This is a genomic window from Martelella endophytica, assembly GCF_000960975.1.
In the GTDB taxonomy this organism is placed as follows: Bacteria; Pseudomonadota; Alphaproteobacteria; order Rhizobiales; family Rhizobiaceae; genus Martelella; species Martelella endophytica.
Map to the genome: position 1 here is coordinate 4,158,525 of NZ_CP010803.1, position 25,282 is coordinate 4,183,806.

The following is a 25,282-nucleotide window of genomic DNA, read 5'->3' on the forward strand; positions in this document are numbered from 1 at the left end:
GAAGGCTCACGCCGCCTCGACCTTGGCCTGGATTTCGTCCGCCTCGATATTTTCGGTATCGAGTACCTCGCGTATCCGGCCGCCGCGCATCAGCAAAAGCCGATTGCTGTTGTTGACGACTTCCGGAACCTCGTCGGAAATCAGGATCACGCCCGTTCCCTGCGCAGCAAGTTCGCGCACGATCTCGTAGATACTGCTCTTGTTACCGATATCGACACCGACAGTCGGGCCATCGAGGATGAGGATCTTCGGCTCCGTCGCCAGCCATTTGCCGATCACGACCCGCTGCTGATTGCCGCCTGAAAGCGTCTGAACAGGCACATCGGGATTGGCAACCTTGATCGAAAGCGAACTGATCCAGCGATCGATCAGTGTTTCGCGCTTTTCGGTGTCGATAAGGCCCGAAGGCCGCGTGCACCGCTTGATGATCGCGGTAATCAGGTTGTCGCCGACAGAGCGGCGGAGCACCAGGCCCTGGGTCATCCGGTTTTCCGGAACATAGGCAAGCCCGGCCTTCACCGCGTCGCTCACATAGCGGATGGATGTCCTCTGCCCTTCGACGATGATTTCGCCGCTGTCTGCTGGTGAAATGCCGAAGAGAGCATGAGCAAGCTCCGTTCGTCCCGAACCGATAAGCCCGGCAATGCCAAGGATTTCGCCCTCATGCAGATCGAAGGAGATGTCGGCAAAATTGAAGCGCTTCGTGAGACCGCGCACTTCGAGAATTTTCCGGCGCTCGCCCTTGGGAAGATAAAAGCGCGTATTCTTCAGCGCCCGGCCGGCGATCAGCTCTTCAAGAGCCTCCATCGTCAGTTCGGACCGATCAAGCGAACCTGCCTTGGCACCATCGCGCAGCACCGTCACACGGTCGGCGACGTCGATGATCTCGTTCAGCTTGTGCGACACGAAGACGATGGCAATGCCGCGTGATTGCATGTCGCGTACAACTTCGAGAAGACTATCGATCTCGGACTTGGTCAGCGACGCGGTCGGCTCATCGAGGATGAGAAGCTTGAGCTCCGCCGTAAATGCGCGGCAGATAGCGACCATCTGCTGAAGACCGACAGGCATGTCGCCTACGATCTCGTCAAGATCGAGTTTCGCCCCGATCCGTTTCATCGCCCGGGTTGCAATGTCGCGAACCTTGGCGCGGCTGAAGACCTTGTCGCCCGAACGGACGATCTCGGCGAGTGCGATGTTTTCCGCCACCGTCAGGTTCGGCAACAGCGACAGGTCCTGGTAGATAACCTGAATGCCGCGATGGATCATTTCCGAGGTCGTGGCATGGTCGACGGCCTTGCCGTCAACGACCATGCTTCCCGCATCCTGCGGCTGCACACCGGAAATGATCTTGATCAGTGTAGACTTGCCCGAGCCGTTTTCGCCGACCAGGCAATGGACTTCGCCAGCACGCACATTCATGTCGACGCCTTTCAGGGCGTAAACCCCGGCAAAGCGCTTTTCTATTCCTTTGAGTTGCAGGAAATCGCTCATCCCTAGCCTCTCTCCTCATGTCCGATCACACAGGCACGCGACCCGCGCAAGAAACTGGATTGACGGCGACCGTCTCCCTGCAGCTTCAGGGCTGCAGGGAGACAGCCGGGGCCGGTCAGAACGTCATGTAGTCGTCGATGTTGTCGGCAGTCACGACCAGCGGCCGATCATAGATCAGCGTGTTGCCGTCGAGTTTGGCCGGCTTGCCGAGAGTCGGGATATCGAAGTCGGCGGTGATCTGGTCCTTGTTGCCCTCCAGAATGGTCTTGGCAATAAAGACCATGCCGTAAGCGGCTTCCGCCGGATCCCAGAGCACGCTCCCCGTCATCGAGCCACGCTTGACATACTGTGCGGCCTGCTGCGGCGAGGTCGTGCCGACAGCGGCAACCTTGCCCGAAAGTCCACGCTCTTCGATCGCTTGGGCGGCGCCCGGTGCACCCTGGCTGCCAAAGCAAAGGAAGCCCTTGATGTCAGGGTTTGCAGTGATGATGTCGAGCGCGGTCTGACGCGACTGCGCCTGGTCTTCGGAAACCGGGTAGCGGTCGCCGAGCTGAACGATGTTCGGATAGGCTTCCGCCGCACGGTCGAGTGCGCCCTTGGACCAGATCTGGTGAGCCGGCACAGTCAGCGAACCGACAAAAATTGCGATCTTGCCGCCATCCGGGCCGATCGCCGAGGCGAGTAGGTCCATGGCCTTGGCGCCGAATGCTAGGTTGTCGATCATCTCGATGTCGAAATCGGCATCGGGCTGCTGGGGCGATTCATGGGTGATAACCGGAATACCCTGCGCCTGAGCACGCTTGAACGCCGGGACGAGCGAGTTGGCATCGTTGGGAACGACGAGAAGACCGTCGATACCCTGGTTGACCGCATCGTTGATCAGGCGAACCTGGAGGGCTTCATCAGCCGATTCCGGCGCCTGCTGATAGGCATCGACACCGAAATCCTTGCCGGCTTTCTTGACGCCGACCTCAAAACGGTTAAACCATGGCGAGCGAAGCTTCGGGATTGCCACCATCGTGTATTCGGTCGCGGCATGTGCCGTACCGAGTGGAATGCCAAGTGCCGAAAAGCCGAGGGCTCCTCCCGCAAGACCTGTCCAGCTGAGAAATTCACGCCTACGCATGTTAAGGTACCTCCTTACCTAAAGTCATCATTTGGATTTAGTCAGATGCCCGCGTCCTGCGCGGGCAGGCATCCCGGTCAGGCCGGGAAGCGCCGCTCCGGTTCGCGGATCTTGCCGTTGTTGCCGATTTCAATGATGTAGCCGAGACGTTCCTCGGTGTTGAAATAGTAGAACTCGTCCTCATCGATCTTGCCGCTCTGAATGATTTCAAAGCCGCGCTCCTTGAAAAGACGAATGCCCTTCTGGCAGTCTGGATAATAAAGCTTTATGTGATGCAGGCCTTCGCCGCGCTGCTCGAGAAAATCGTCGTAGATGCTGCGGCCGGTTAGCGGCTGCATCAGTTCCATCTGGACTTCGTCGAGCCACGTTACGGCGAGCAGATAGGCATGATCGGACGGCTTGCCGCGCACCATGGAGTCACGCACGGCCGGCGGCGCAAAGGTGTAAACATCCCACGACTTGATGCCGAGCGTGTCGCAGTAGGACTGCATGGCCTTGTCGATGTCGCGCACGACGTGCGCAACCTGAATAATGTTGCCTTCTTTCACGAAGAGCCTCCCTTACGATGGACGCGCGGCGCTCAGTCCGAAGAGCCGGGCCTCACTCCAAATGCCGCCTCGTCCGTTAACGCCGTTGACCATATTGAATCAAAATTGGAAATTCAATGGTAATTTTTGTTTCACTAAAAAGTTTTCTAATTTATTTCCAATTCATAAATCCAAAACGGTTTGATTGCTAAAAAGCCCCTCGAGAAAAACACAATAATCTCTTCACTAAATTCATATTTCTCAGCAATTTACGGTCAAAAAGACCAAGCCACCCTCACTCCCAAAACGAGAAACGTTGGAAACTTATTTCTCACCTTCATATCAAAATTTTGTTGTGAGCCGCATGAATCAATGGTAACAAATCACGGAAAATTGGACCAATAAATTTTACCAATTCAACGTATCGTTGCCAGCAAGGATGGCGCGATGGAGAGTACTGGAGGAGCCAAATGGGAAATTTCTACGAACAGGCCCTGGACGATCTCAAAGCCGTCTTCCGAGGGCTCGATGACGCCTATGTCGAAAATGCGATCACCGTGATCAAGGATGCCAATCGCATCTCCTTTTATGGCTGCGGCCGAGAGGGCTTGCAGATCAAAGGGTTCTGCATGCGTCTCTTTCACCTCGGACTTGATGTCTCGATGGTCGGCGACATGACAACGCCGCATATCGGCAAGGGCGACCTCCTGGTCGTCACCGCCGGCCCTGGCAACCTGCCAACCGGCATGGCGCTGATTGGCGCCGCAAAGAAGGCCGGCGCCAGCATCATGGTCGTGACCGCCCAACCCCAGTCTCCGATTGCTCTCGAAGCCGACCACCTCCTTGTCATTCCGGCACAGACCATGGCGAACGATCAGGGTGGAGGCGTCTCGGTATTGCCGATGGGATCGCTGTTTGAGGGGGCTGAGTATGTCCTCTTCGAGGCTATGGTCCTTCGCCTGCGCGACGTACTTGGCGAGACCGCAGAAACCATGCGCACACGTCACACCAACCTAGAATAGGCCTTCGTGGGCGACAGCGGAGCAATGCCGTCAGTCCTGACACCCCTTACCGGGAACGGGCTGCCGGCTCACAAGCCCTATCCGCATCCAGCCGATAGATTGAGCTGCCGCGGCATTGATGTCAGGTCAGTCCGCAACAAACAGCCGGACCTTGCCGGGCAAGCCCAGTCGATGAAGCCGGCGGAACTGCGCGGCACCAGGGAGCAAAGCATGAAATTCGGGATCTACTACCCCTACTGGGAACGTGAGTGGAGCGGTGACTGCCGCAAGTATATCGGCAAGGTCGCATCGCTCGGCTTCGACATTCTCGAAATCGCCGCGCAACACGTCAACGCCTATACGAGGGCCGAGATCGCCGACATCCGCCACTGCGCTGAGGATAACGGAATCATCCTCACCGCGGGCCTCGGTCCGTCGCAAGACCGCTATCTGTCCTCTCCCGATGCGGCCGTGCGACGGGCCGGGCACGCCTTCTTCGAGGAGGTGCTGACCAATCTCGGCGAGCTCGGCATCACGACGCTCGGCGGCGGCCTCTACAGCTACTGGCCGGTGGACTTTTCCAAACCCGTAGACCGCAGCGGCGATCGCGCCCGTGCGCTGGAAGGTATTACCGGCATCGCGGACTTTGCCGGAGACTGTGGTGTCACACTTTGCCTTGAGGCCCTTAACCGCTTCGAGAACCATGTCATCAACACCGCCGAAGAGGGGGTGGCCTTTGTTCAGGAGGTGAACAAGCCGAACGTGAAGCTGATGCTCGACACATTCCACATGAACATCGAGGAAGATAGTTTCGGTGGCGCCATCAGGCTCGCCGGCGATTCACTCGGACATTTCCACACCGGAGAATGCAACCGCAGGCCGCCTGGCCGCGGTCGTATTCCGTGGAGCGAAATCGGCGACGCTCTGAATGCGATCGGCTATGACGGCGCCGTCGTGATGGAGCCATTCGTCAAACCTGGTGGCGGCGTCGGCCGCGACATCAAGGTCTGGCGCGATCTCAGCAATGGCGCCGATGAGGCGGCGATGGATCAGGCCGTAAAGGAGTCACTCGCCTTTTCTCGCTATGTTCTCGACCGCGGCTGAATGCCCGCCGAAACAACGCTGCAAACACCTTCCTCATGTCCGAAGGATGAGTTGTGAGGTCGGCGACAAATCCACTACTTATGTTAGAATTTATATAGACAAGTGTCATGATACGGCCAAGAAAGGCCTCCCAACAGATTGTTCATCCGAACTGACTGATCGTGGGTTTGTATCATTGAGGAGCGAGACTTGAAGTCGAACGACATCTATTCCGATCTGCTGACGCAAATCGAGCGCGGCACATGGGCGGTCGGCGATCAGTTTCCGACCGAGCGCGTGCTTGCGGAGCGCTATGACGTCTCTCGCCCAACCATCAGCCGGGTGCTGAACCGGCTCAGAGATTCCGGCCATCTCACGCGTCTGGTCGGCGCGGGCACCTTCGTCGCCACCGATCATCCGGCACCCTCGGCCAAGTCGAAAAGCCTCGGTCTGTTCATACCCGGCCTCGGCAAGGGAGAAATCTTCGAGCCGATCTGCGCCCACATTGCGCAGATGTCCGCACGCCACGACGCCACCGTCATCTGGGGGAGCATACCCGCCGAGAGCGGAACGAACCGGGTCGAGATGCTCGTCCAGTCTGCCCAGCGTCTCGTCAAGAACGGCGTCGACGGCGTATTCATGCAACCGATCGAGCGCGAGGAAAATGCCGAAGCAAAAAACCGCGCCGTCGCCGAAGTGTTCGAGAACGCATCTATCAAGATCGTCCTGCTCGACGCCGACTATTCGCCCTACCCCAAACGAAGCGGCCACGACATGGTCGGCATCGACAATATCGCCTCGGGCTTCAGTCTCTGTCAGCACTTCATGGACCAGGGTGCCCGGCGCATCGACTTTCTGTGGCAGGAGTTCACCGCTGAAACCTGTTCCCAGCGCCTGATAGGTTATCGCGAAGCCCTTTTCCGTGCAGGTCTGGGCCCTTCGCCCGAATTCGAACATCAGGGCGACCCGCGCGATCCTGAGTTCGTTGAGAGCCTGGTGAAAGCCGGCGTGACGGACCTGATCTGCTCGAACGACGAGACCGCTGCATTGACGATGCAGAGCCTCGACCGGTTGGGGATCAACATTCCCGGCCAATTCCGCATTGCCGGCTTCGACGACGTCAAATACGCGCGTCTGGCCCGGGTGCCGCTCACAACCATCCGCCAGCCCTGCGAGGAAATCGCCGCAGTGGCCCTCAAGACCATGATCGAACGCATCGAAACGCCTGATCTGGCGGCCCGCCTGATCCTGATTGGTTCAACGCTCTGCGCCAGAACGTCAACCCAACGAAAGTCACAGGAATAGCATACCATGTATCTGGGGATCGATCTCGGGACAGGCTCCGTCAAGCTCATGCTGGTGGATGGAGCCAACCAGATTCACACTGCGTCATCGCCCTACCGTGTCGAAGCGCCAGAAGCTGGATTTGCCGAGACCGATCCTGCAGCCTGGATTGTCGCCATTCGCGATGCCGTTGCAAGGCTGCCTGACCTGACCGGACTGAAAGGCATCGGTTTTTCCGGGCAGATGCACGGCGTTGTCGCTGTCGATCGAGAGGGCGCGCCGCTCATGCCGGCTATCCTGTGGGCGGACCAGCGTGGCGGCCCCTACCTCGGTCGCTTTGATACTCTTCCGCCGGCTATGCGCCTGCGGTTGCTCAACACACCGGTCGCGGGGATGGCTGCAACGACGTTGCTATGGCTGAAACACGAACGGCCTGCTCTTTATGACCGCACAGCAACCATCCTTTTCCCGAAGGATTATGTGCGACTCCTGATGACCGGCGCGATCGCCACCGATTATTCCGACGCCAGCGGCAGTCTGCTTTACGACTTCGAAACCAGAGACTGGTGTCTTGGCGCTGTCGATACACTCGGCCTGCGCACCGACTTTCTGCCGCCGATCCACCCGAGCCTTAGCCAGGCCGGCCAGATAAATGCATCCGGAGCGAGGCTCTTCGGTCTACCGGAAGGCACTCCGGTTGCCGTGGGTGGCGGCGACGCGCCGGTCGGCATGTATGGAAGCGGGTTGCGTTCGTCAGATGAGGTCCAGATATCGGTCGGAAGCGGAGCCCAGATATTCCGACCGATCGAAACGGACCGGCTGCCCGACCTGAACCCAAGCCTGAATGTCTTCGAAGGCATTGCCACGCACGACCGGTATCAAGTAGCCGCGATGCTCAATGCCGGCATTGTGCTCGAATGGGCACGGGCAATCGTCAAGAGTGACTGGCATTCGATCTATGCCCGGCTCAACGACCGTCACCTCGGCCAGGCGCCTTCCCTGCTGTTCCTCCCCTATCTCAACGGCGAACGGACCCCCTACATGAGCGCGACCCCTTGCGGGGCATGGCTTGGCCTTTCGCTCAACGACGACGCGTTCGATATGATGTTTGCAGCATTGCTCGGTGTCGCCTGCACAATCCGTCTCGGTCTTGAAACGCTGGACGCGGCGGGTGAGATCAGGACAATCCGCGCCGTTGGCGGCAGCCTCAGGCACGAATACTGGCGCAGACTGCTCGCCTCCGTCATCGGCCAGCCACTGGTCATTTCGGAGAGAACCGACATTTCGGCTTTCGGTGCTGTCAGGATCGCCAGCGACATGCTGCAGGACACGCTTCGACTTCCGGAAGACCCGACGACCGTTTACCAACCGTCCCCGCTTCCGTGGATCGAGAACTATTTCAGCCGTTTCAAGCAGGCATATTCGTCGTTGATCAACCTCACCTGAAGTGGCCGAGTGTAAACGCCGAGTCAGTTCTCAGTGGCAATCAACACCTTGGCCTTCAACACAGGACGGTCGGGAAGCGCCCCTAAGTTGCCGGTCAGCAATGCGCCGCCATTTCAGTCATTCACCCCATGAGTTCGTGACCCTGAAAGCCGTCATTCCGTCTAGATAAATTTCGCTTTGCGGGACCATTCAACCCGTGCGAACTAGTCCTGTATGGGCAAGGAACCGACTGCTGCACACAGCACCGCGGCCGCAGACTCGTTTGTCATTGGGCTGAGTTCCCGTTTTGGGCGCGCATCATTTCCCGCGCATGGATGCCGAGCATCATCAGGGCTGGCCACAGCAGGTAGGCTTCGATTTCGATGTTCTCGCCGAATGTCAGGACGATCATCACGAACACGATCGAAAGCGGTAGCCGGCCGCGGGGATGGCGCACGCAATCGACGATGACAATGAAGGTCTGGACCAGCAATGGCACGAGCAGCGCCAGAAACCCCGTGAGGCCCTTGACGAACAGGAGGCCGAACCAGGTGTGGTGCGATCCGATAGGCATGTATTCGACCAGATGTGGTCCCGGCTGCACCGTGCCGTGTCCGAACCAGTAGGCTTCCGACCACCGATCATAGGCGATGCGCTGCAGGGCCTCGCGCACGCGGGTGCTGTCGGCGCGGGCGTTCTTGAAGGCATAGATGCCGCCTTCGACCATGGTGAAGACGGCCCCGCCGAAGATCGCCATCAGGGTCGCGAAAGCCGCGGCGAGCCGCCAGGCATAGACCTTGGCAACGAGCGGTAGCATGCGCGGGCCGACGGTACAGACCACGACACCGACGAGGCTCATCCGCGACTTGGTGAGCACGATCATCGCCAGACCGGCGACAATTCCGCAGGTTTTCCAGAAAGGCTGTTTTTCCTCCAGCGCGAACGCCACCATGACGATCCCGAGAAGCCCGGCAAAGGGCGACCAAGGGGCGTAGAATTGCCAGCGTGGCGTCCAGCTTGAGGGATCAAGCGTGTAGAAATAGACCGAGAAATATTCCGGGCCCGGACCGCCGACAGCCTTCAGCGGCGACACGAAGATGCGCTCCGGCAAGCCGGCATAAGGTGCGGCAAACATGATCGGCAGAAGGATGAGTGTCCACAGACCGATGACGCACTGACCGCGCACCAGCGTTTCCCGCCGCACCTGAAGGATGGCGCCGGCGAGCGGAAAGAGCGCCAGCAGCGCCCAGCCCTTGGCCCAGCCAATGCTCGACTTGATAGTCTGCTTGAGACCGAGCCCCCATTGCATGTGACCACCCCAGAGCGCCACCAGCATGACCAGCATTCCGGCTATCCACAGCCAGACGATGAAGGGCACAGGCCCCGCCGGCCGCAGCGATGGCCTGAGCGATGGTCCGAAATAGAGCGCAATCACCGCAAGGCCGAACAGCAGCCATCCGAGAACCGGGCCGACGACATAGAGCCCACCGAAGGCATAGAAGAGCCAGGTGAAGACCAGCGTCTTGTAGACGATGGTCTCCGGCAGGTTTGCGGGGCGGAACGACATCTCACTTGCCTTCGGTGAAGAGCCTGACGGCCCGTCCGAGGATCGGCTGGCGGATCCAGGCAAGAAGCAGGCTGAACAGAGCGAAGGCACTACCGGCAACGCCGCCGGCAACCGCGATCTTGATATTCGGCGAGGTCGGCTCGTATTCGATTGACGGGCTGCTGACGACCTGAACCATCGGGTAGGACGCGAAAATGTCGGACTTCGCCGTGTTGATGCGGGCGAGAGCCGATGCAAACACGGCCTCCGCCACCTTGTACTCACGCTTCAGGGCATCTAGCTTTGCGGCCGCATCCGAAAGAGAGCGCACGCGCGCCTCGCCGCGCGCCAGCGATTGCTCCTTCGCGCTGATTTCGGCCGAAAGGCCGCGGGCTTCGGCTGCAAGTGTGACGAGCGAGGAAAGGAGCGCAGCCCGCTGACCGTCAGCAAGCGCGTCAACATCGCCGGCGAGTTCCAGCGTGTCGAAACCGGCAAGGATCACGCCACGGTTCGACAATCGGTCGCTCAGACCGGCGACACGATTGTTGGCACCGACGATCTTCGGATGGTTCGGGCCGAAATTCACCGCCAGCTTGGCAAGGTCCGCCCTGTCACGGGCGAGACTGTCGGCAAGCGTCACATATTCGGGATCAGCCCGAAGCTTGAGAACCAGGGCGGCCATGTCGGGGGTGGTCTCCAGCGACCTGCCGAGCGTTTCAATGCGCTCGGCAAGCTCCTCGAGCCTGGCCTGACCGGCAGCGATTTCGAGCTGCAGGTCTTCATTGTCGGCGATGATGGCATCGTATTGTTCGTTGGATTTCAGGCCGCTGTCGCGCTGCAGATCCGCAATTGCCCTGCGGGCGTCGTCGACCTTGGCCTGATAGGCGTCGATCGCCCCAACGACGGAGCTTTCACGGCGCGCGATCTCGTCGCTGCGCAGCTTGTCGAGCTCGAACAGGAACGCATCGAGCAGCGCTGCGTTTCGGGCGCGTGCCTGCTCCGGCGAACCGCCCTTCAGCGCGACCTGAATGAAGCTGGTCTGATCGAGCAGCTTGACGCGCGGCTTGCCGAACGCCGCTGGAATGTCGTCGAGTGCCTTCGCCGCGCGCTCGAGCACCTGTGGCGATGACAGCAGGCTCTGATAGGTGACTGTCGGACTCAGGGTCGAGCTGGAATAGGCGGAATTCGCTGAAGACGATGCCTGGCCGATATCGGAGAGGTTGATCGAGGTCGAGGCGCCGGCACCGGGCAGGATCAGTGCCATTTCGGAGGAATAGCTGAGCGGCGCGTAGCGGACATAGCTGATGACCGGCGCCCAGATCGCGGCCAGCATCATCGCGCCGAGCAGGATGTAGCGCGGCAGGCGACCGGAATCATCGAGACTTCCGCCGGATGCGACGCGCCAGAGGCTGATCCGGCCGCCACGGCTAAGACGCAACAGGCGCGGCAGGAAAGCGAATCCTCGCAGGAGAAATTTCAGGCCTCGCAGAAGCCAGGCAAAGGGACGAAGCAAACGTGGCGTGCGGCTTGAAGGATGCTGGGCGGTTTCAAGGTTGCTGATCTTCATCAAACGGTCCCCCGGTTCGAGTTCGCGTTCTCAGATAAAGACTTTCGGGCGTTGCAGACCGGCACGATGGCACAACCACTGCGCCCATTCGCATGTCCGCCTACGCTTTCGGATAGGAATCAGAACAGGCCGGCATTCTTTGCAATCATCGCGGCCATGGTGCGGTTGCGAGCTTCAAGCTTGCGGCACAACGTCTTGACGTGGAGCTTGACGGTCACCTCCTGCAGGTCGAGCTCGCGCGCGATCTCCTTGTTGGACTGGCCTTCGACCAGCCCCTTCAGCACATCCATCTCGCGCTTGGTCAGCTTTTCCTCCAGCGGGTGCGTCGTCTTTTCCTCTTTCTCTGTCATGAATTGGACCGGTGCGTACTGTTCGCCCGCGGCCATGAACCGAACCGCGTGTATCAGGGACTTGGCGGGCAGGCTTTTTGGCAGGAAGCCGGCCGCACCCGACGCCAGCGCCTCCTCGGCGATATCGCGCGAGGCCGTGCCTGAAAGGATCGCGACCGGGCTGCCGAAGTTCAGCGTCTTCGCCTTTTCCAGGCCCTCGAGACCATTCATGCCTGGCATGGAATAGTCGAGGAGCACGAGGTCGAATGGCCCCTCCTTGTTCATCAACTCCGCAGCGCCGTGAAAATCGGCCGCCACGGAGATCCGTAAACCCGGCTCGCTCGCGAGAAAGGCGGAAATGGTGTCGCGCACCAGTTCGTGATCGTCAGCAATCAATATCTTCATCAGCGCCCGTGATCTCCGCTGCGTATTTCAGCCATAGCTTAAAAAGCGATAGTCTGTCACCACTTCTAGCTGAGTTATAGCCTAAGGGATATGAGGAGTGGCCGAAACCCGCCCTTCGGATAGGCTCTTCATCCGTTAGAAGCGAACGACGTTTTAACGGCTCCATCGCCTATGCTTTCAGAAGTCCCTGCTGCCCTTCCTCGATAAGGCGGCCCAGCCGCGCGTCAGACATGCTCTCCGTCAACAGCAACACGCATGATGGAGGGGCACATGGCCGCTTTCAATACAATCTCACTCTTCGGTCTTCCGATCGTCAGCGCAACGCAGAGGGAAGCCATTGCCGGCATGTTTGCCACGCGGGACGAGAAGCGGACCGCCGCATTCCTGAACGCGCATTGCATGAACACGCACAAGGATGATGCCTCCTATCGCTGGGCCATCAGCAAAGCAGACTACCTTCTGCCCGACGGGTCCGGCATGAAGCTTGCCGCCAAGCTGCAGAAGAAGAGCTTCGAAGCCAACCTCAACGGAACCGACCTTTTTGTTCCGCTCTGCGAGGAAGCTGCACACCGCGGCCGCTCGATCTATTTCTTCGGCAGTCGTGAGGGGGTCGCGGAGGAAGCAGCCAACCGCGCCTGCGAACTGGCGCCGGGGCTGAAGATCGCCGGCACGCGGCACGGCTATTTCGAAAAGGAAAGCGAAGCCTCGATCATCGCTGAGATCAACCGATCCGGCGCCGATATCGTGCTCGTCGCGCTCGGCGTGCCGATGCAGGATGTCTGGATCGCTCGCAACCGTCACAAGCTCGAGGCCGGTCTCGTCATGGGCGTCGGCGCCCAGTTCGATTTCTGGTCGGGTCGCGTGACGCGCGCGCCGCTCGTCTTCCGCAAGGCCGGATGCGAGTGGGTCTGGCGTCTGATGATGGAGCCGAAACGGATGGCCAAGCGCTATCTCGTTGGCAATGCCCGGTTCGTGGTCAACGCTTATCGCGAAGCCCGCGCGGTGCGCGCCGGCGCATCGGCTGCTGCCCGTGTTCCGGGCAAGCGTCTGCTCGACATCGCAGTCGCCTCCTCGGCGCTGATTATGCTGTCGCCGCTGATGGCCAGCACGGCGCTTGCCGTTGCGGCGACCTCACGCGGCCCCGTCTTCTTCCGACAGACCCGTGTCGGCGAGAACGGCAAGCCGTTCACCATGTACAAGTTCCGCTCGATGTATCGCGATGCCGAAGCCCGCCGCGCAGCGCTGCTTGCCACCAGCGACCGCGAGGGCATCTGCTTCAAGTCGCGCAAGGATCCGCGCATCACCACGGTCGGCCGGATCATGCGCAAGCTTTCGATCGACGAACTGCCGCAGCTCTTCAACGTGCTGAAGGGAAACATGTCGATCGTCGGCCCGCGCCCCGCCCTTCCTCAGGAGGTGGCGGCCTATGCGCCGGAAGCGATGTCGCGGCTCGCGGCCAAGCCCGGCATCACCGGCCTCTGGCAGGTCTCGGGCCGCGCCGAGATCGGCTTTGAACGCATGCTTCACATGGACAACGCCTATATCCGCTCGCGCAGCATCGTGCTCGACCTGACCATCATCGCACTGACGGTTCGCGCGGTTTTCTCCGGCCGCGGCGCCTATTGAGGCTCAACCTCCGCCCGAAAAAAGGGCTGGCACCGCAGCGTGCCGGCCCAACCTAGCCATTGGTATAGCATGGCAACACTTGTTCGCCCCGCAGCCTGAAGAGTTCTCACGTAAGATCGGGGCCATTCCAACCAACCGAGGACGATCCGATGACCAATCTGCGTCAACTTCTTGTTCTGACCGTTTTCATTCCGCTCATCTCGTCGCCCGCAGCACTGGCGGACGACCTGCCGACGCCTGGCGACCGCGTCATTCTGACGGTCTCAGGAAAACTTGGTGTGACCAACACCGAAGAAGGCACAGCAGCGTTCGATCTCGCCATGCTGGATGCCCTGCCGCAGGCGAGCTTCGAGACCGCCACGATCTGGACCGATGGCGTGGCACGCTTTTCCGGCGTCGAACTGTCGGCGCTGCTCGAGGCCGTCGCGGCAGAGGGAACCGAGCTGCTGATGACCGCGCTCAATGACTATGCGATCGAGCTTCCCGCAAGCGAAGCGATACCCGGCGGCCCGATCCTTGCGACGCGCGTCGATGGCAACCCGCTTTCCGTGAGGGACAAGGGGCCGATCTGGCTCATCTATCCCTTCGATGACAACCCATCCTACAAGACCGAAGTGACCTACTCGCGCAGCATCTGGCAGCTGAAGTCGATCAAAGTGGAAGACTGATCCGATGCATCACATCGCTGGCAGTTCCCGCAAGCCGCGGGAACGGAAAGGCATCTATGTTGCCGCCGGGCTCGTTCTGGTCGCGGTCACGCTTGTCCTGAGCCTGCTCGCTGCACAGCTGATGCAGGAGCTCTCGCGGCTCAGATCAGCCTCGACCGACAACGTCCAATGGTCGCTGTCACAGGTACAGGTCGAGCTTCTGGTGCTTGAAACGGCCATCGACGATGCGCTCCATGGCGAGACCGCCCTTGATGAGGTGCGCCAGCGCTTTGACATCTTTTACAGTCGCATCGACACACTGCGCCGGGGCGCGGTATTCAGCGGCGTCACCCGACAGGCGCAAGCGCGCAGCAGCCTCGACAGCGTTGCCGATGTGCTCGACAGTGCCGTTGCCCTCATCGACGGCCCGGACCCGGTTCTAGCCGCGGCCCTGCCGGCGCTTGGCGCAACCTTGAGCGAGCTGCGCGGCGAGGTCCGCAACATCGCGCTCACCGGCGTCCGTCTTCTGGCGGAGCAATCCGATCGCGACAGGCAGATCTTTTCGGGCGTGCTGTTGCGCACCGGTCTGGTGACGGTCGGCGTCATGGTATCGATGTTCCTCGCCCTCTTCCTCGCCGTCTGGCAGTTTCGGATTGCAAGGCGCAGATCCGAAGACCTGCAGGCGCAGAACATGCTCTACGAGAGCGCGATCAACGCCTCCCTCGAAGCCATCATCGTTTCTGACGAGACCGGCAGCATTCTCGATTTCAACCCGGCTGCAGAGCGCTTGTTCGGTTACAAGCGCGAACACGCGCTTGGCGTGGATGCGGAAAAGCTCATCATTCCCAAGGCAGACGTCCAGCTCCATCGCGACCGGCGTGCGCAGCTGCTCGAGCAATTTCGCAGTGGCGAGGGTAATCTCTCCGGCCGGCTGGAGATCAATGCGATGCGAGCGAGCGGCGAAGTCTTCCCGGCCGAAGTTTCCATCGGCCTCACCCGGCGCGGCGCCGGCCGGATCATCGTGACCTATATGCGCGACATTTCCGAACGCAAGCTGGCGCAGCAGAACCTCACCCAGGCGCGTGACGACGCGGTGGCGACCGCCAAGGCGAAGTCCGACTTTTTGGCGGTGATGAGCCATGAGATGCGCACGCCCCTCAACGGCGTCATGGGTCTGCTCGACATGCTGAGCGAAACCCGCCTGACCCGCAAGCAGCGCGACTATGTCAAGACGGCGATTTCCTCAGGTGAAATTCTGCAGGGGCATATCGACGACGTTCTCAACATCACCCGTATAGAGGCCGGTGTGACCCGGCTCAATTCGTCGCGCTTCGACGTCGAGCCGCTTCTGACCGAGGTGAAGAAGATAAACGATCCCGCAGCAGCATCGCGCGGAAATGTCATCGAAGTCGAAACCGCTCCGAGTGTCGCCCTCTTCGGTCAGGATCGCCATGGCCTGCGTCAGGTCCTGATCAACCTTGTCGGCAATGCGGTGAAGTTCACCGAACACGGAAGGATCGTGATCCGCGCCCTCCCACAGGGTGAGAACGGATGGATCGAGTTTTCAGTCAGCGATACCGGCATCGGCATCGCTGAAACGGACGCCAAGCGGATTTTCGATGATTTCGTCATGCTGGATCCATCCTACAAGCGGACCGCACCGGGCTCGGGTCTCGGCCTTGGCATTTCGCGCCGGCTCGTCGATCTGATGGGCGGAGAAATCGGTGTGGAGAGCGCACCGGGCAAGGGCAGCCTGTTCTACCTCCGCCTGCCGCCGCTTGACGTCGCCGAAGAGAGAACAATCGCGCCAGAAGAGACCAAGGCTGTGGACCTCCCGGTGATTGAAGACACGGGCCTTTCGGTTCTGCTCGTCGAGGACAACGAGACCAACCGTTTCGTGGCGCGCGAGATGCTGAAGAAATACGGTTGCCGGATCGTCGAGGCCCATGACGGCGTCGAAGGCGTGGAAAAGGCCTCAGCCGAACGTTTCGACGTCATTTTCATGGATGTCAGCATGCCGCGCCTCGATGGCATCGGCGCCACGCAGGCGATCCGTGAGGGCGGGGGCCTCTCTCGCGAGACCCCGATCATCGGCCTTACCGCGCATGCACTACCCGACGAACGCCGCAGGCTCGAGGAAGCGGGCATGAAGGATTGCATAATCAAACCGCTCAGAAGCGCCAAGGTGCGCGACGTGATCGGCCAACTTCTGAACCAGCGCCAGGCGAGCGAAGCTGCGTCACATGAGGTCGGCGACCCCACCGACGATCTTGACCTGATCGACCAGGAGACGCTGGCGGAACTGACCGACACGCTCCCGGCCGCTCTTCTGACGCGTCAGCTCGAACGGTTCAGGAGCGAACTCGCAGAGACGTCGGAGCGCTTCTTACGCGATGCGGATCAGACCACCGACCTGGACGAACTGGCCGGCTGCGCGCACAAGCTCGCAGGCTCCGCCGCCGTCTTCGGCGCAGTGGCATTGCGTGCCACCTTGCTGGAACTCGAATCTGCGGTGAAGTATGGCGTCCGCGAAGACCTGCATCCTCTCTGCGTGGCGGCACACGAAACCGCCACGAAGACACTGAAGGCGCTGAGTGAACTCACTGACGAGCATGCCCAGGCCTGACCGGTCCTAGATGATGACGCCGAGCGCGCCGATAATGCCAAGCTTGGTTGCAAGGTCGGTGATGTTGATCACCGAGGAATCGTAGCAGGCCAGCGCGTCGCCGGGCATCAGGTAAGGATCGAAGTCGTCGCGGTCGCTGCGCCGCAACAGGTCTTCGAGATTTCGCTCGATAACGATCGACTGCCCGGTGATCGGATTGCGCGTGAACAGCACAGCGGAACGGCTGGAATTCGTCAGCCGCGCACCACCGACACAGTTCAGGCTGAACACGGCCTGCAGGAAACGCGTCCCGTAACGCAGTTCGACCGTATCCTTGGAAATCGCCGCCTGGGAATTGGACGATGCCGGAACGGAAAGGTTGGACATGAACACCTTGGCGCCTGGCGGAGACACGGCCGAAGGTGCCATCAGTTCTTCCTGGAAGCAGCCCCGGCTCGGTATTTCAACCTGATCTCCCTCCAGCAGGACGGGATCGGGATAGGCATGCCCGGTAATCACCGGCCGCATGTCGTAGACCTTCTTCGATCCGCCTCGCCAGACCGTGACGCGGGAAAGATCCGCATCCGGGCGAACACCGCCGGCCGACTGGAGCGCGCGCGCAAGGCGCCGCTCGGTCGTGCGCCCGCCGAGCGTCTCCTGCCGCAGCCTGTCGATCGACGTCACGGCGACCGAGCCGACCGTCACCGATCCCGGATCGAACACAGCACCGGCGACGAACACCCGCGCAGGCGCGAAATCCATCACCCGGATCGAGACCAGCGGCACGGTGTTGTAAAGCCCCTGATCGATCAGGGTGCGCCGGACCGATTCCTCTATGGAGTCGACCGAACGTCCCTTGGCGCTGACGGGTGGAACATGCATCAGGCGGAGCATGCCGTCCTGCGACACCTCATACTTGCCTGAGATCACGTCATCATCGGAAATCGACACGTCGATCAGGTCGCCCGGCGACAGGAAATCGATATCGGGCGGAACGCGCTGGCTACCGGCGGGGCCGAGTTTCTGGTCTGGAGCGCAGCGCTGGGCGTTCATCAGGACCGATGATTTGCGCGCCCGCTCGGCCTCGTCGTCCGCTGTCGCCCGATATTGCGCCTGATAGCTCTCGCCCTGACCGACATTCTCGCTGTTTTCGATAGGTTGGAGTGACGCGCACCCCTGCCCAAACGCAAGAAGAGCGACGATCGCGATCCGGCTTGTTGCCGATTTCAGACGGTTTTCCAAACGCAATGACCCATACTGCAAGGCGGCTTCTGTCAGCCGCCACTGAAACTCCCAGTAATCACATGGTCCCGCAGCCTGTCCCCTATGCCAAAGGATAGATGGCAGCGCCCAATGGGCGTTCTGATGACCTTCGGGACCCCCTCGAACCAACCTCCTCTCCTTTATAAGCCTAACACAACAAAAGCCGACGTCCACCGATTGTAACAAGACGGGAATGCGCGATGACCGTGCTCAGAAACAAGATTGCCGATGCTGCCGCCTCGCCGCTCCTGCGCGGCGCTTCGGCCTATCTGGCATCGGAGGCAGCCGCAAAGGTGTCGCGCCTCGCTGTCGTCGTCGTCATGGCCCGTTTCCTTTCGCCTGCCGAAATCGGCATCGCCGCGGCGGCCATGGCCGGCTCGGACATCCTGAAGTCGCTCGCCGAAAACGGCGTCGGCCAGCGCATCATCATCGCCGATGAGACCGAACTGGAGGCCGTGTGCAAACAGGCCCACCGGATCTTCTGGGCCTGGTGCTCGGGCCTGACCCTTCTGCAGGTCGCTGTCGGCGCTGGCGTCTGGCTTGCCGGCGGCAGCGTCATGACCTTTGCCCTGATGGCGATCCTCGGTCTCGAATACCTGTTCATGCCGGGCGGCCTCGTGCAGTGTGCGCTCGCCATGCGCAAGGGCATGCTGGCCCGCACGGCGGCCGTATCCGGCGCGCAGAATGTCAGCGCCAACCTCCTGACCTGCGTCCTGGTGGCGCTGTTCCCGAGCCCGCTGTCGGTGGTGCTGCCGAAGCTCATCTCCGCGCCCGTCTGGCTTGTCGGCATGCGCCGCCTGGTCACATGGAAGCCTGCCTTGAGCGTCACGCCGGCGCCGCTCTCCGCCTTCATGCGCTTCGGTGCCTCCGTGCTGGGCATCGAATTCGTCAAGGCCGTGCGCGCCCAGGCAGACAAGCTGATCGTCGGCGCCGTTCTCGGCACGGAAGCGCTTGGCATCTATTTCTTCGCCTTCAATGCCGGGGTCGGGATCTCGACCTCGCTGGCAACAGCGCTGTCGACGGTCCTGTTTCCGTATCTATCGACCAGCGGCGACCGGACTCTTGCCCTCAAGCGCGGCCTGACGCTCGCGATGACAGCCATCTCCGTTGTTGCTCTGGCACAGAGCCTCGCAGCTTCGTCCTACGTGTCGCTGGTTTTCGGCAGCAAGTGGGCATCCGTCGCGCCGCTGGTGGCGATCCTGTGCCTGACGGCGATCCCCAATATGCTGTGGTCGGTCGCCGCCCAGTGGCTGCGCTCCGGCGGCCGTGCCGACCGGGAACTGCTCCTGTCGATGGCCTCCGGCGTCACTATCACCGCCGCCGTCATCGTCGCAGCACCTCACGGTCTGCATGCACTCGCCTGGACCACGCTTGTCGTCGCAACGATCGCGCAGGTCGCGGTGTCGCTGCCGGTCCTCATGAAAGCCTTCGGTGCCCGCACCGGCCATGCCTGCAACCCCTCGCTTCAGGGAGCCTGAACATGACCCGATTTTCCGTCGTCATTCCTTGCTACAACGCCGCCGGCACGATCTCCGAAACGCTGAACTCGGTCCTCGCCCAGACAGTCCCGGACTTCGAAGTGATCGTCATCGACGACGGCTCCACCGATGACACGGTCGCAATCGTCGCCCGGTTTGCCGACCGCAACAGCCGCATCCGGCTGGTGGAGCAGGCCAATCAGGGGCCGAGCGTTGCGCGCAACCGCGCGGTATTCGACCATGCCGAAGGTGAGCTGGTCGCTTTCCTCGATGCCGACGACATCTGGCCGTCCGATCGCCTCAATACCTTCGAGAAGCGTTTTGCCGCCGAAGACGCCCCTGATCTCGCCTATGGCCGAGTCGGCTTTTTCAGCAAAACCATCGCTGAGATCGAAACCCATTCGACGGTTTCGAAAACGCCGCTCGCCGTGGCCGACCTGATTGCCGAAAACGAAACCTGCACGATGTCGAACATCGTCGTCACACGGGCCGCCTTTCTGGCCTCCGGCGGGTTCAATGCCGGTATCGTGCATGGCGAGGATGTCGAATGGCTGGTCCGTCTCGCCGCCGCCGGCTTCAAGATCGAGGGCATCGACCAGCTCGCAACTTACTATCGCGCCAGCCGGAAGGGCCTCTCATCCGACCTTTCCGCGATGCGGTTTTCCTGGGAGACGGCGCTCTCGACCGCACTGAGCCTCGATATCGCGCTCACGAAGCGCGAAATCGCCGCGGCCGAAGCAACGCACCTTCGCTACCTTTCCCGTCGAGCGCTGAGGCTCGAAAGCACGCGCGGCACAGCGCTCAAGCTCGCCATCAAGGCACTGAAACTGAGCCCGCGCGCTTTCTTCAAGCAGCCGCGCCGCGGTCTCATGACCCTCGCGGCGGCGACCGCCGAAGCCCTCTGCCCGGGCGCCTTCAAGCGCCTTGCGGCAAGCCACTAACCGATCGATCAGGAGACAACGACCATGAACAACCCGGCAGCCAGCATCATCGTCCCCGCCTATAATGCGGCAACGACCATTCGCGAAACGCTCGACTCCCTGCTCGACCAGACCTTCGCCGACGTCGAGATCATCGTCGTCGACGACGGGTCATCGGACAGCACGGTCGCCATCGTCAACAGCTACTCGGATCCACGCATCCGCCTGATCTCGCAGGCCAATCGTGGTCTCGCCGGCGCTCACAACACCGGGATCGCAGCAGCGCGGGGCACCTATGTCGGCTTTTGCGACGCCGATGATCTGTGGCTACCCGAAAAGCTCGAGCTCCATATCCGCCACCTTGAGGAAAGCCCGGATGTCGGCATCAGCTTCTCCGGCTCCAGCCTGATCGACCGCAACGGCAAGCCTGTCGGCATCAACCAGTCTCCGAAGCTGAAGAACATCAGCGCTGCGGATGTGTTCTGCCGCAACCCGATCGGCAACGGTTCCGCCGCCGTGATGCGCATGGAAGCCCTTAAGGGCTTTGCCTATCGTCCCGCCGGCGAAACCGAGCGCGACTGGTGGTTCGACGAAAACTTCCGCCAGTCCGACGATATCGAAGGCTGGCTGCGCTTCATCGTGACGCAGGACTGGAAGATCGAGGGCATCCCCGGTCACCTGACGCTCTACCGCATCCATATCGGCGGTCTCTCTGCCAATGTCGAAAAGCAGTTCCAGACCTGGCTTGCCATGCGCGACAAGATTGCGCGGCTGGCGCCGGGACTGGTCGAGCGCCACGGTGATCGCGCTGCGGCCTACCAGCTGCGCTACCTCGCGCGGCGCTGCGTTTCCATGCGCCAGGGGCGCGCCGCGCTCGGCTATGCGATCCGTTCGCTGAAGGCCTCGCGCAAGCCCTTCATCGAAGAACCGGTGAAGTCGCTCGTCACCCTTGCCGCCGCCGCCTTCATCGCCATCGCCGGCGGCGGCTTCTACGACAATATCGAAATCCGCCTTCTCGGCACCAGCAACGCCTGATTTGAGGAGAACACCCATGACCATTTACCACCTCGTTGATGATGCCGGTTTCGGCGGTGTCAACCGCATGCTCGATCACCTTACCCGGATGATCGGGACGCGCACCGAGGCGCACCAGATCGTGCGCATCAAGCGCGGCCAGCTTTCGCCGCCACGCCTTGCCGGCGCCAGCCACGTCGTCTCGCATCTGTCGATCTGCTGGAAGAACATGCCGCTGATCACGGCCCTTCGCGCGCGCTACGCCGAAACGCCGCTCATTCACGTCGAGCACAGCTATTCGGAACGCTTCGTCGCGGCACGGGTTGAAAACCGGGATCGTTTCGAGACGCTGCTTTCCGCAGCCTATGCGCTCTTCGACAAGATCGTGGCCGTCAGCCGGCAGCAGGGCCAGTGGCTCGCCCGCAAGTTCGTCGGCGACGACCGTCTCGAAATCATCGAACCCTGTGTCGCGCTTGACGATTTCTTCGCACTTCCCGATCGCTTTCCTGCCGGAAAGATCGTGATCGGCGCGATCGGCCGTTTCGACACGCAGAAGGGTTTCGATATCCTGATCGAGGGGCTGCGCAGGTCTGACCGGCAGGACATCGAGCTGCATCTTTTCGGTTGCGGAGAGGAAGAAAAGCGGCTCCGCAAGCTTTCCGAAAACGATCCTCGCATCGTCTTCCGCGGTTATGCCAAAAGTCCGGCAGCGGCCATGGCATCCTGCGACGTGATTGCCATGCCCTCGCGCTTCGAGCCCTACGGTCTGGTCGCGCTTGAAGCCATGGCCGCTGGCCGGCCGGTGATTGCCTCCGACGCCGATGGCCTTGCCGGTCATATCGAGAACGGTGCCATCAATGTTGGCGACAACACGCCGCAGGGTTGGACGCGCTTTCTCGACGCCTTCGAGCTCCGGACGATCCGCCGTGGCGATGCGTCCCGCAGGAGGCAGGCCAGAGAGGCCGAACAGCTGTTCGCACACCGTTGGCTGGCCCTCCTCGACGCCCTGGCAGAGGAACCCCACCACCTCCAGTCCGCCGCGTAGTATCCTCGACGCATCGCTCAAAAATCTGCCGAAACCGATCGGCAGATTTTTGAGCAGGACTGGATAACCCGGACGCGCTCCGCTGCTGCCGCGCTGAACGGCGCGCCGTTTCTCCCCGGCGGTTCCCGATTCTGGACGCGCGGCCTCCGAGGGTCAGGCTCGGGTTAGCCTGGGCGCTGCCAGCGTCTGCATGTACAGCCCGAAGACATAGGTAACAGAATGTCCCTAAGACATGGGTGACAACCTCGTACCGAACGGGTTGTCGATTGTCTGCAATGTTTTCTGTCCCAGATCGATATATCCGAGATCATAGCGCATGAAGCTGATCAGCCAAATTCCATCGTCGACCTCCTTGATGCCGAGCCTCTGACCGGCGAGCATGGTCGAGATATTGAGCTTTTTTTCGCGCCATGCAGATACGACCGCACGCCGTGACGATGATGTCGCGGTCGTGGAAGGGGTATTCCAAGCCCGGCAGGCCTTCATAAGGCGGTTGAAGATCTTGTAACCGGTCTTGCAGGAAATCCCGAAATCACGGCAAACATCGCTCATGCCTCCTCCTTCCAGAAGGCGGGCAACAAATCGTAGACGTTCTTCCATAACCGAACTCTCTTTCCACGGCATCGACACCTCCCGCAAAGCGAAAAGTGTTACCAATGTGTCCGGGACAAAACGTCACCTATGTCTCGGGTCGCTCAGCAATGAATGGTTACGCCGATTGGCCGGACGAGCACCATGCTGGCCCGGCAGCCTTCTGTCGTGCATGTGAGAGAATGCGCAGCCAACATACCTTCTCAGGCCGCCGCCGAGTGCATGACCGGCTATCTGCGGGAGGCTGTTGCGGTCAGCCCAATGAATAGGCTGGGCAGTGACGGCGATGACAGCGCCAGTTTTACAGAATCAAGAGGGTTTTATGGTTTGGCCACACGGGCCGTAGCGGCACCGCCTCGAAACCGATCCCGTTGTTTACCCCGTGCTTACCTGAAAAACAGGCAAAAAAAACCACGAGAAAACAGAAGAGGTAAGCGACTGATTTTAAGGGGTAAAAATGGCGCGCCCGAAGAGATTCGAACTCCTGACCCCCAGATTCGTAGTCTGGTGCTCTATCCAGCTGAGCTACGGGCGCGTGCCGTTTTGCGAAGCGCCGCGTCGTCTGCGGCGTGCGAGAGGGCTTCTAGAGCCTTGCGATTTGGAATGCAAGCGGGTTTGCGAAAAAACTTGTCATTTTCCTGTGAGGTTCGGCAGTCAGGTTTGAACGCCGCCCATGATGCGGCCATGCCTCAGCCGCCGGCCTCGGTCTCGCTGCGCCAGGCCTCCAGCGCCACCGGGCGGTCCGGAATTTCGATGCGGAACAGCGTCCCCTGCCCGGGTTTTTCCACAAGCGCGATCGTGCCGCCATGGGCAAGCACGAGCTCGCGGGCAATGGCAAGGCCAAGCCCCGTGCCGCCGGAGCGGACAGCCCCGCGGAAGGCGGCAAACAGGTTCTCACGGGCCTTTCGCGGCATGCCGGGGCCGGTGTCGTCGATCGAGATCGAGACGACGCTGCCGTGACGCTGGGCCGAGACGATAAGGCAGCACAGCGAATCGCGCCGTTCCGTCGCCTGCTGGGTCAGCGCCTGGACGGCGTTGCGGCAGAGATTGAAGACCACCCGGAACAGCTGCTCGGCATCGGCGTCGACCTTGAGCCCCTCCGGCACCTTGTTGATCCACTCGATCGGCACCTCGGCGGAGAGCTCGAGATAGTCGTGCACATCGTTGACCAGCACGGCGAGGTCGATCATCGCGCGCCGGGGTTCGGCCTCCGCGACCTGGCCATAGCTCAGCACCGAGCGCGAATAGGCTGCCGCCCGGTCGATCGCCCGCAGCAGCTTCGGCGCGATTCGCCGCACCACCGGGTCCTCGGTATCGGCAATGCGGTCGGACATCAGCTGCGCCGAGGCGAGGATGTTGCGCATGTCGTGATTGATCTTGGAGACGGCAAGGCCGAGTTCGGCGAGGCGCTTCTGCTGGCGCAGCGTCTTCTGCAGCTCGCTCTGCATGGCTGCAAGGTGACGGCCGGCAACGCCGAGCTCATCGGTCGAGCGGCCCGGCTCGAACACGCTCTCGACAGCTTCCGGCTTGTCGGAAAACGCCTGCATGCTGGCAATCTGCCGGCGCAGCGGCCGCACCATCAGGAAATTGAGACGCAGGAAGATGAGCAGCGCCGTCACCGTCGACAACAGGATGCTGAGCAGGAAGATGTTGCGGGCATAGATCAGCAGCGCATGGCGCAGCTCATTGTCCGAAATCACCAGCTCGATCGTGTCGCTGCTGTCGCCGATGGGGCCGAGCACCCGGATGGCACGATTGCCGCCAAAGAGCAACTCGTCGAAGGCATCGAGTACGGCGGCGACCGGGCCGACCGTGGCGAGGTCATAGGTGGCGCTGATTTCCGGCGGCATGTCGGTGATGGCGAGGAGCTGGGTGGTATCGTCCTTCCTCAGCACGATCGCCTTGGTGCCGGTCGCCATCAGGGTCTCGTCCTGCAAAGCGCGCGGCAGCGTCTGCGGCTGCAGGCCGTCGATGACGGTTGCGGCGGCGGCGGCGGTGTTCAGCCGGTCATCGAGCCAGCGCAGCCGCATCTGGGCAAGCGAGGGCACGAAGAATACCAGTTCGGCGCACATGATGACGGCAATGGTCAGCGTCAGGATCCGGCCGGAGAGACCGGACAGGAATCCCGGCAGGGCAAATGCCCCGCCCGACCGTCCGTCGCTCTTCTCCAGCCCTCTTCGCCACATGCAACAAAACTCCGCTGGCAATGCACGCATTCTAGCCCATCGCGCCGCAAAAGCCCAATGCGCAAGCACGATGCATGACGCAGGCCGGTTGCGGCGATTGACATTTCCCGCGTCTTTACC

At 61.2% G+C, this 25,282-nt stretch carries 19 protein-coding genes, 1 tRNA gene and 1 pseudogene; 11 read left to right on the forward strand and 10 right to left on the reverse strand.

The genetic code is table 11. The features are described from left to right. Positions 1-6 precede the first annotated feature (6 nt). The 3 genes from TM49_RS19235 to TM49_RS19245 form a co-directional block, all read right to left on the reverse strand. Positions 7-1,494 carry a sugar ABC transporter ATP-binding protein gene (locus TM49_RS19235; RefSeq protein ID WP_045683617.1) on the reverse strand — a complete coding sequence of 496 codons (1,488 nt, stop codon included), beginning with the start codon at positions 1,492-1,494 and terminating at the stop codon, positions 7-9. A gap of 115 nt (positions 1,495-1,609) precedes the next feature. Beyond that, positions 1,610-2,620: an autoinducer 2 ABC transporter substrate-binding protein gene (locus TM49_RS19240; protein ID WP_052699949.1), complete on the reverse strand. Its 1,011-nt coding sequence runs from the start codon at positions 2,618-2,620 to the stop codon at positions 1,610-1,612. A gap of 77 nt (positions 2,621-2,697) precedes the next feature. Further along, on the reverse strand, positions 2,698-3,168 hold the full coding sequence (locus TM49_RS19245) for a VOC family protein (protein ID WP_045683618.1): 471 nt from the start codon (positions 3,166-3,168) through the stop codon (positions 2,698-2,700). Between the two features lie 449 nt (positions 3,169-3,617). Here TM49_RS19245 and TM49_RS19250 point away from each other — a divergent pair, with 449 nt between their 5' ends. The 4 genes from TM49_RS19250 to TM49_RS19265 all read left to right on the forward strand — a co-directional run bounded on the left by TM49_RS19250 (position 3,618) and on the right by TM49_RS19265 (position 7,961). Beyond that, positions 3,618-4,169 carry an SIS domain-containing protein gene (locus tag TM49_RS19250; protein ID WP_045683620.1) on the forward strand — a complete coding sequence of 184 codons (552 nt, stop codon included), beginning with the start codon at positions 3,618-3,620 and terminating at the stop codon, positions 4,167-4,169. Between the two features lie 210 nt (positions 4,170-4,379). After that, the gene (locus TM49_RS19255; protein WP_045685521.1) at positions 4,380-5,252 is read left to right on the forward strand and encodes a D-psicose 3-epimerase; all 873 of its coding nucleotides are present in this window, start codon (positions 4,380-4,382) and stop codon (positions 5,250-5,252) included. 189 nt (positions 5,253-5,441) lie between these two features. Beyond that, complete coding sequence (locus TM49_RS19260; protein ID WP_052699950.1) at positions 5,442-6,536, forward strand: GntR family transcriptional regulator; 1,095 nt, start codon at positions 5,442-5,444, stop codon at positions 6,534-6,536. A gap of 6 nt (positions 6,537-6,542) precedes the next feature. Next, positions 6,543-7,961 (forward strand): xylulokinase, encoded by a 1,419-nt coding sequence (locus tag TM49_RS19265; RefSeq protein ID WP_045683623.1) that lies wholly within the window; start codon positions 6,543-6,545, stop codon positions 7,959-7,961. A 265-nt stretch (positions 7,962-8,226) separates the two neighbouring features. On the opposite strand, the gene TM49_RS19270 is transcribed toward TM49_RS19265, so the two are convergent. The 3 genes from TM49_RS19270 to TM49_RS19280 form a co-directional block, all read right to left on the reverse strand. Next, entirely contained in the window at positions 8,227-9,507 is a 1,281-nt protein-coding gene (locus TM49_RS19270) for an O-antigen ligase family protein (protein WP_045683624.1), read from the reverse strand. A gap of 1 nt (position 9,508) precedes the next feature. Then, the gene (locus TM49_RS19275) at positions 9,509-11,053 is read right to left on the reverse strand and encodes a GumC family protein (protein ID WP_082074820.1); all 1,545 of its coding nucleotides are present in this window, start codon (positions 11,051-11,053) and stop codon (positions 9,509-9,511) included. A 119-nt stretch (positions 11,054-11,172) separates the two neighbouring features. After that, positions 11,173-11,787, reverse strand: coding sequence for a response regulator (locus TM49_RS19280; protein WP_045683625.1), 615 nt, complete (start codon positions 11,785-11,787; stop codon positions 11,173-11,175). Positions 11,788-12,057: 270 nt separating this feature from the next. On the opposite strand from TM49_RS19280, the gene TM49_RS19285 reads away from it, so the two are divergent. From TM49_RS19285 to TM49_RS19295, 3 genes are all read left to right on the forward strand, one after another. Beyond that, on the forward strand, positions 12,058-13,413 hold the full coding sequence (locus TM49_RS19285; RefSeq protein WP_201777016.1) for a WecB/TagA/CpsF family glycosyltransferase: 1,356 nt from the start codon (positions 12,058-12,060) through the stop codon (positions 13,411-13,413). A gap of 149 nt (positions 13,414-13,562) precedes the next feature. Then, positions 13,563-14,081, forward strand: a complete 519-nt coding sequence (locus TM49_RS19290) for a putative pterin-binding protein (protein WP_045683627.1) — start codon at positions 13,563-13,565, stop codon at positions 14,079-14,081. Positions 14,082-14,085: 4 nt separating this feature from the next. Continuing rightward, entirely contained in the window at positions 14,086-16,686 is a 2,601-nt protein-coding gene (locus tag TM49_RS19295; RefSeq protein WP_045683629.1) for an ATP-binding protein, read from the forward strand. A gap of 6 nt (positions 16,687-16,692) precedes the next feature. On the opposite strand, the gene TM49_RS19300 is transcribed toward TM49_RS19295, so the two are convergent. Next, positions 16,693-17,907 (reverse strand): polysaccharide biosynthesis/export family protein, encoded by a 1,215-nt coding sequence (locus tag TM49_RS19300; RefSeq protein ID WP_052699951.1) that lies wholly within the window; start codon positions 17,905-17,907, stop codon positions 16,693-16,695. 221 nt (positions 17,908-18,128) lie between these two features. On the opposite strand from TM49_RS19300, the gene TM49_RS19305 reads away from it, so the two are divergent. From TM49_RS19305 to TM49_RS19320, 4 genes are read left to right on the forward strand one after another with little or no spacing between them, the layout of a single operon-like run. Then, positions 18,129-19,406, forward strand: a complete 1,278-nt coding sequence (locus TM49_RS19305) for an oligosaccharide flippase family protein (RefSeq protein WP_082074821.1) — start codon at positions 18,129-18,131, stop codon at positions 19,404-19,406. A 2-nt stretch (positions 19,407-19,408) separates the two neighbouring features. Then, positions 19,409-20,347, forward strand: coding sequence for a glycosyltransferase family 2 protein (locus TM49_RS19310; protein WP_045683631.1), 939 nt, complete (start codon positions 19,409-19,411; stop codon positions 20,345-20,347). Positions 20,348-20,371: 24 nt separating this feature from the next. After that, entirely contained in the window at positions 20,372-21,361 is a 990-nt protein-coding gene (locus tag TM49_RS19315; RefSeq protein ID WP_045683632.1) for a glycosyltransferase family 2 protein, read from the forward strand. Between the two features lie 16 nt (positions 21,362-21,377). Further along, positions 21,378-22,385, forward strand: coding sequence for a glycosyltransferase (locus tag TM49_RS19320; protein ID WP_045683634.1), 1,008 nt, complete (start codon positions 21,378-21,380; stop codon positions 22,383-22,385). 225 nt (positions 22,386-22,610) lie between these two features. On the opposite strand, the pseudogene TM49_RS23210 reads toward TM49_RS19320, so the two are convergent. The 3 genes and pseudogenes from TM49_RS23210 to TM49_RS19335 all read right to left on the reverse strand — a co-directional run. Continuing rightward, positions 22,611-22,875 (reverse strand): annotated as a pseudogene (locus TM49_RS23210) (hypothetical protein); the annotation flags it as partial. A 559-nt stretch (positions 22,876-23,434) separates the two neighbouring features. Beyond that, a tRNA-Arg gene (locus TM49_RS19330) sits at positions 23,435-23,511 on the reverse strand. 154 nt (positions 23,512-23,665) lie between these two features. Next, a complete protein-coding gene (locus TM49_RS19335; protein WP_045683636.1) occupies positions 23,666-25,162 on the reverse strand; it encodes a sensor histidine kinase in 1,497 nt (498 codons plus the stop codon). Between the last annotated feature and the right edge of the window lie 120 nt (positions 25,163-25,282).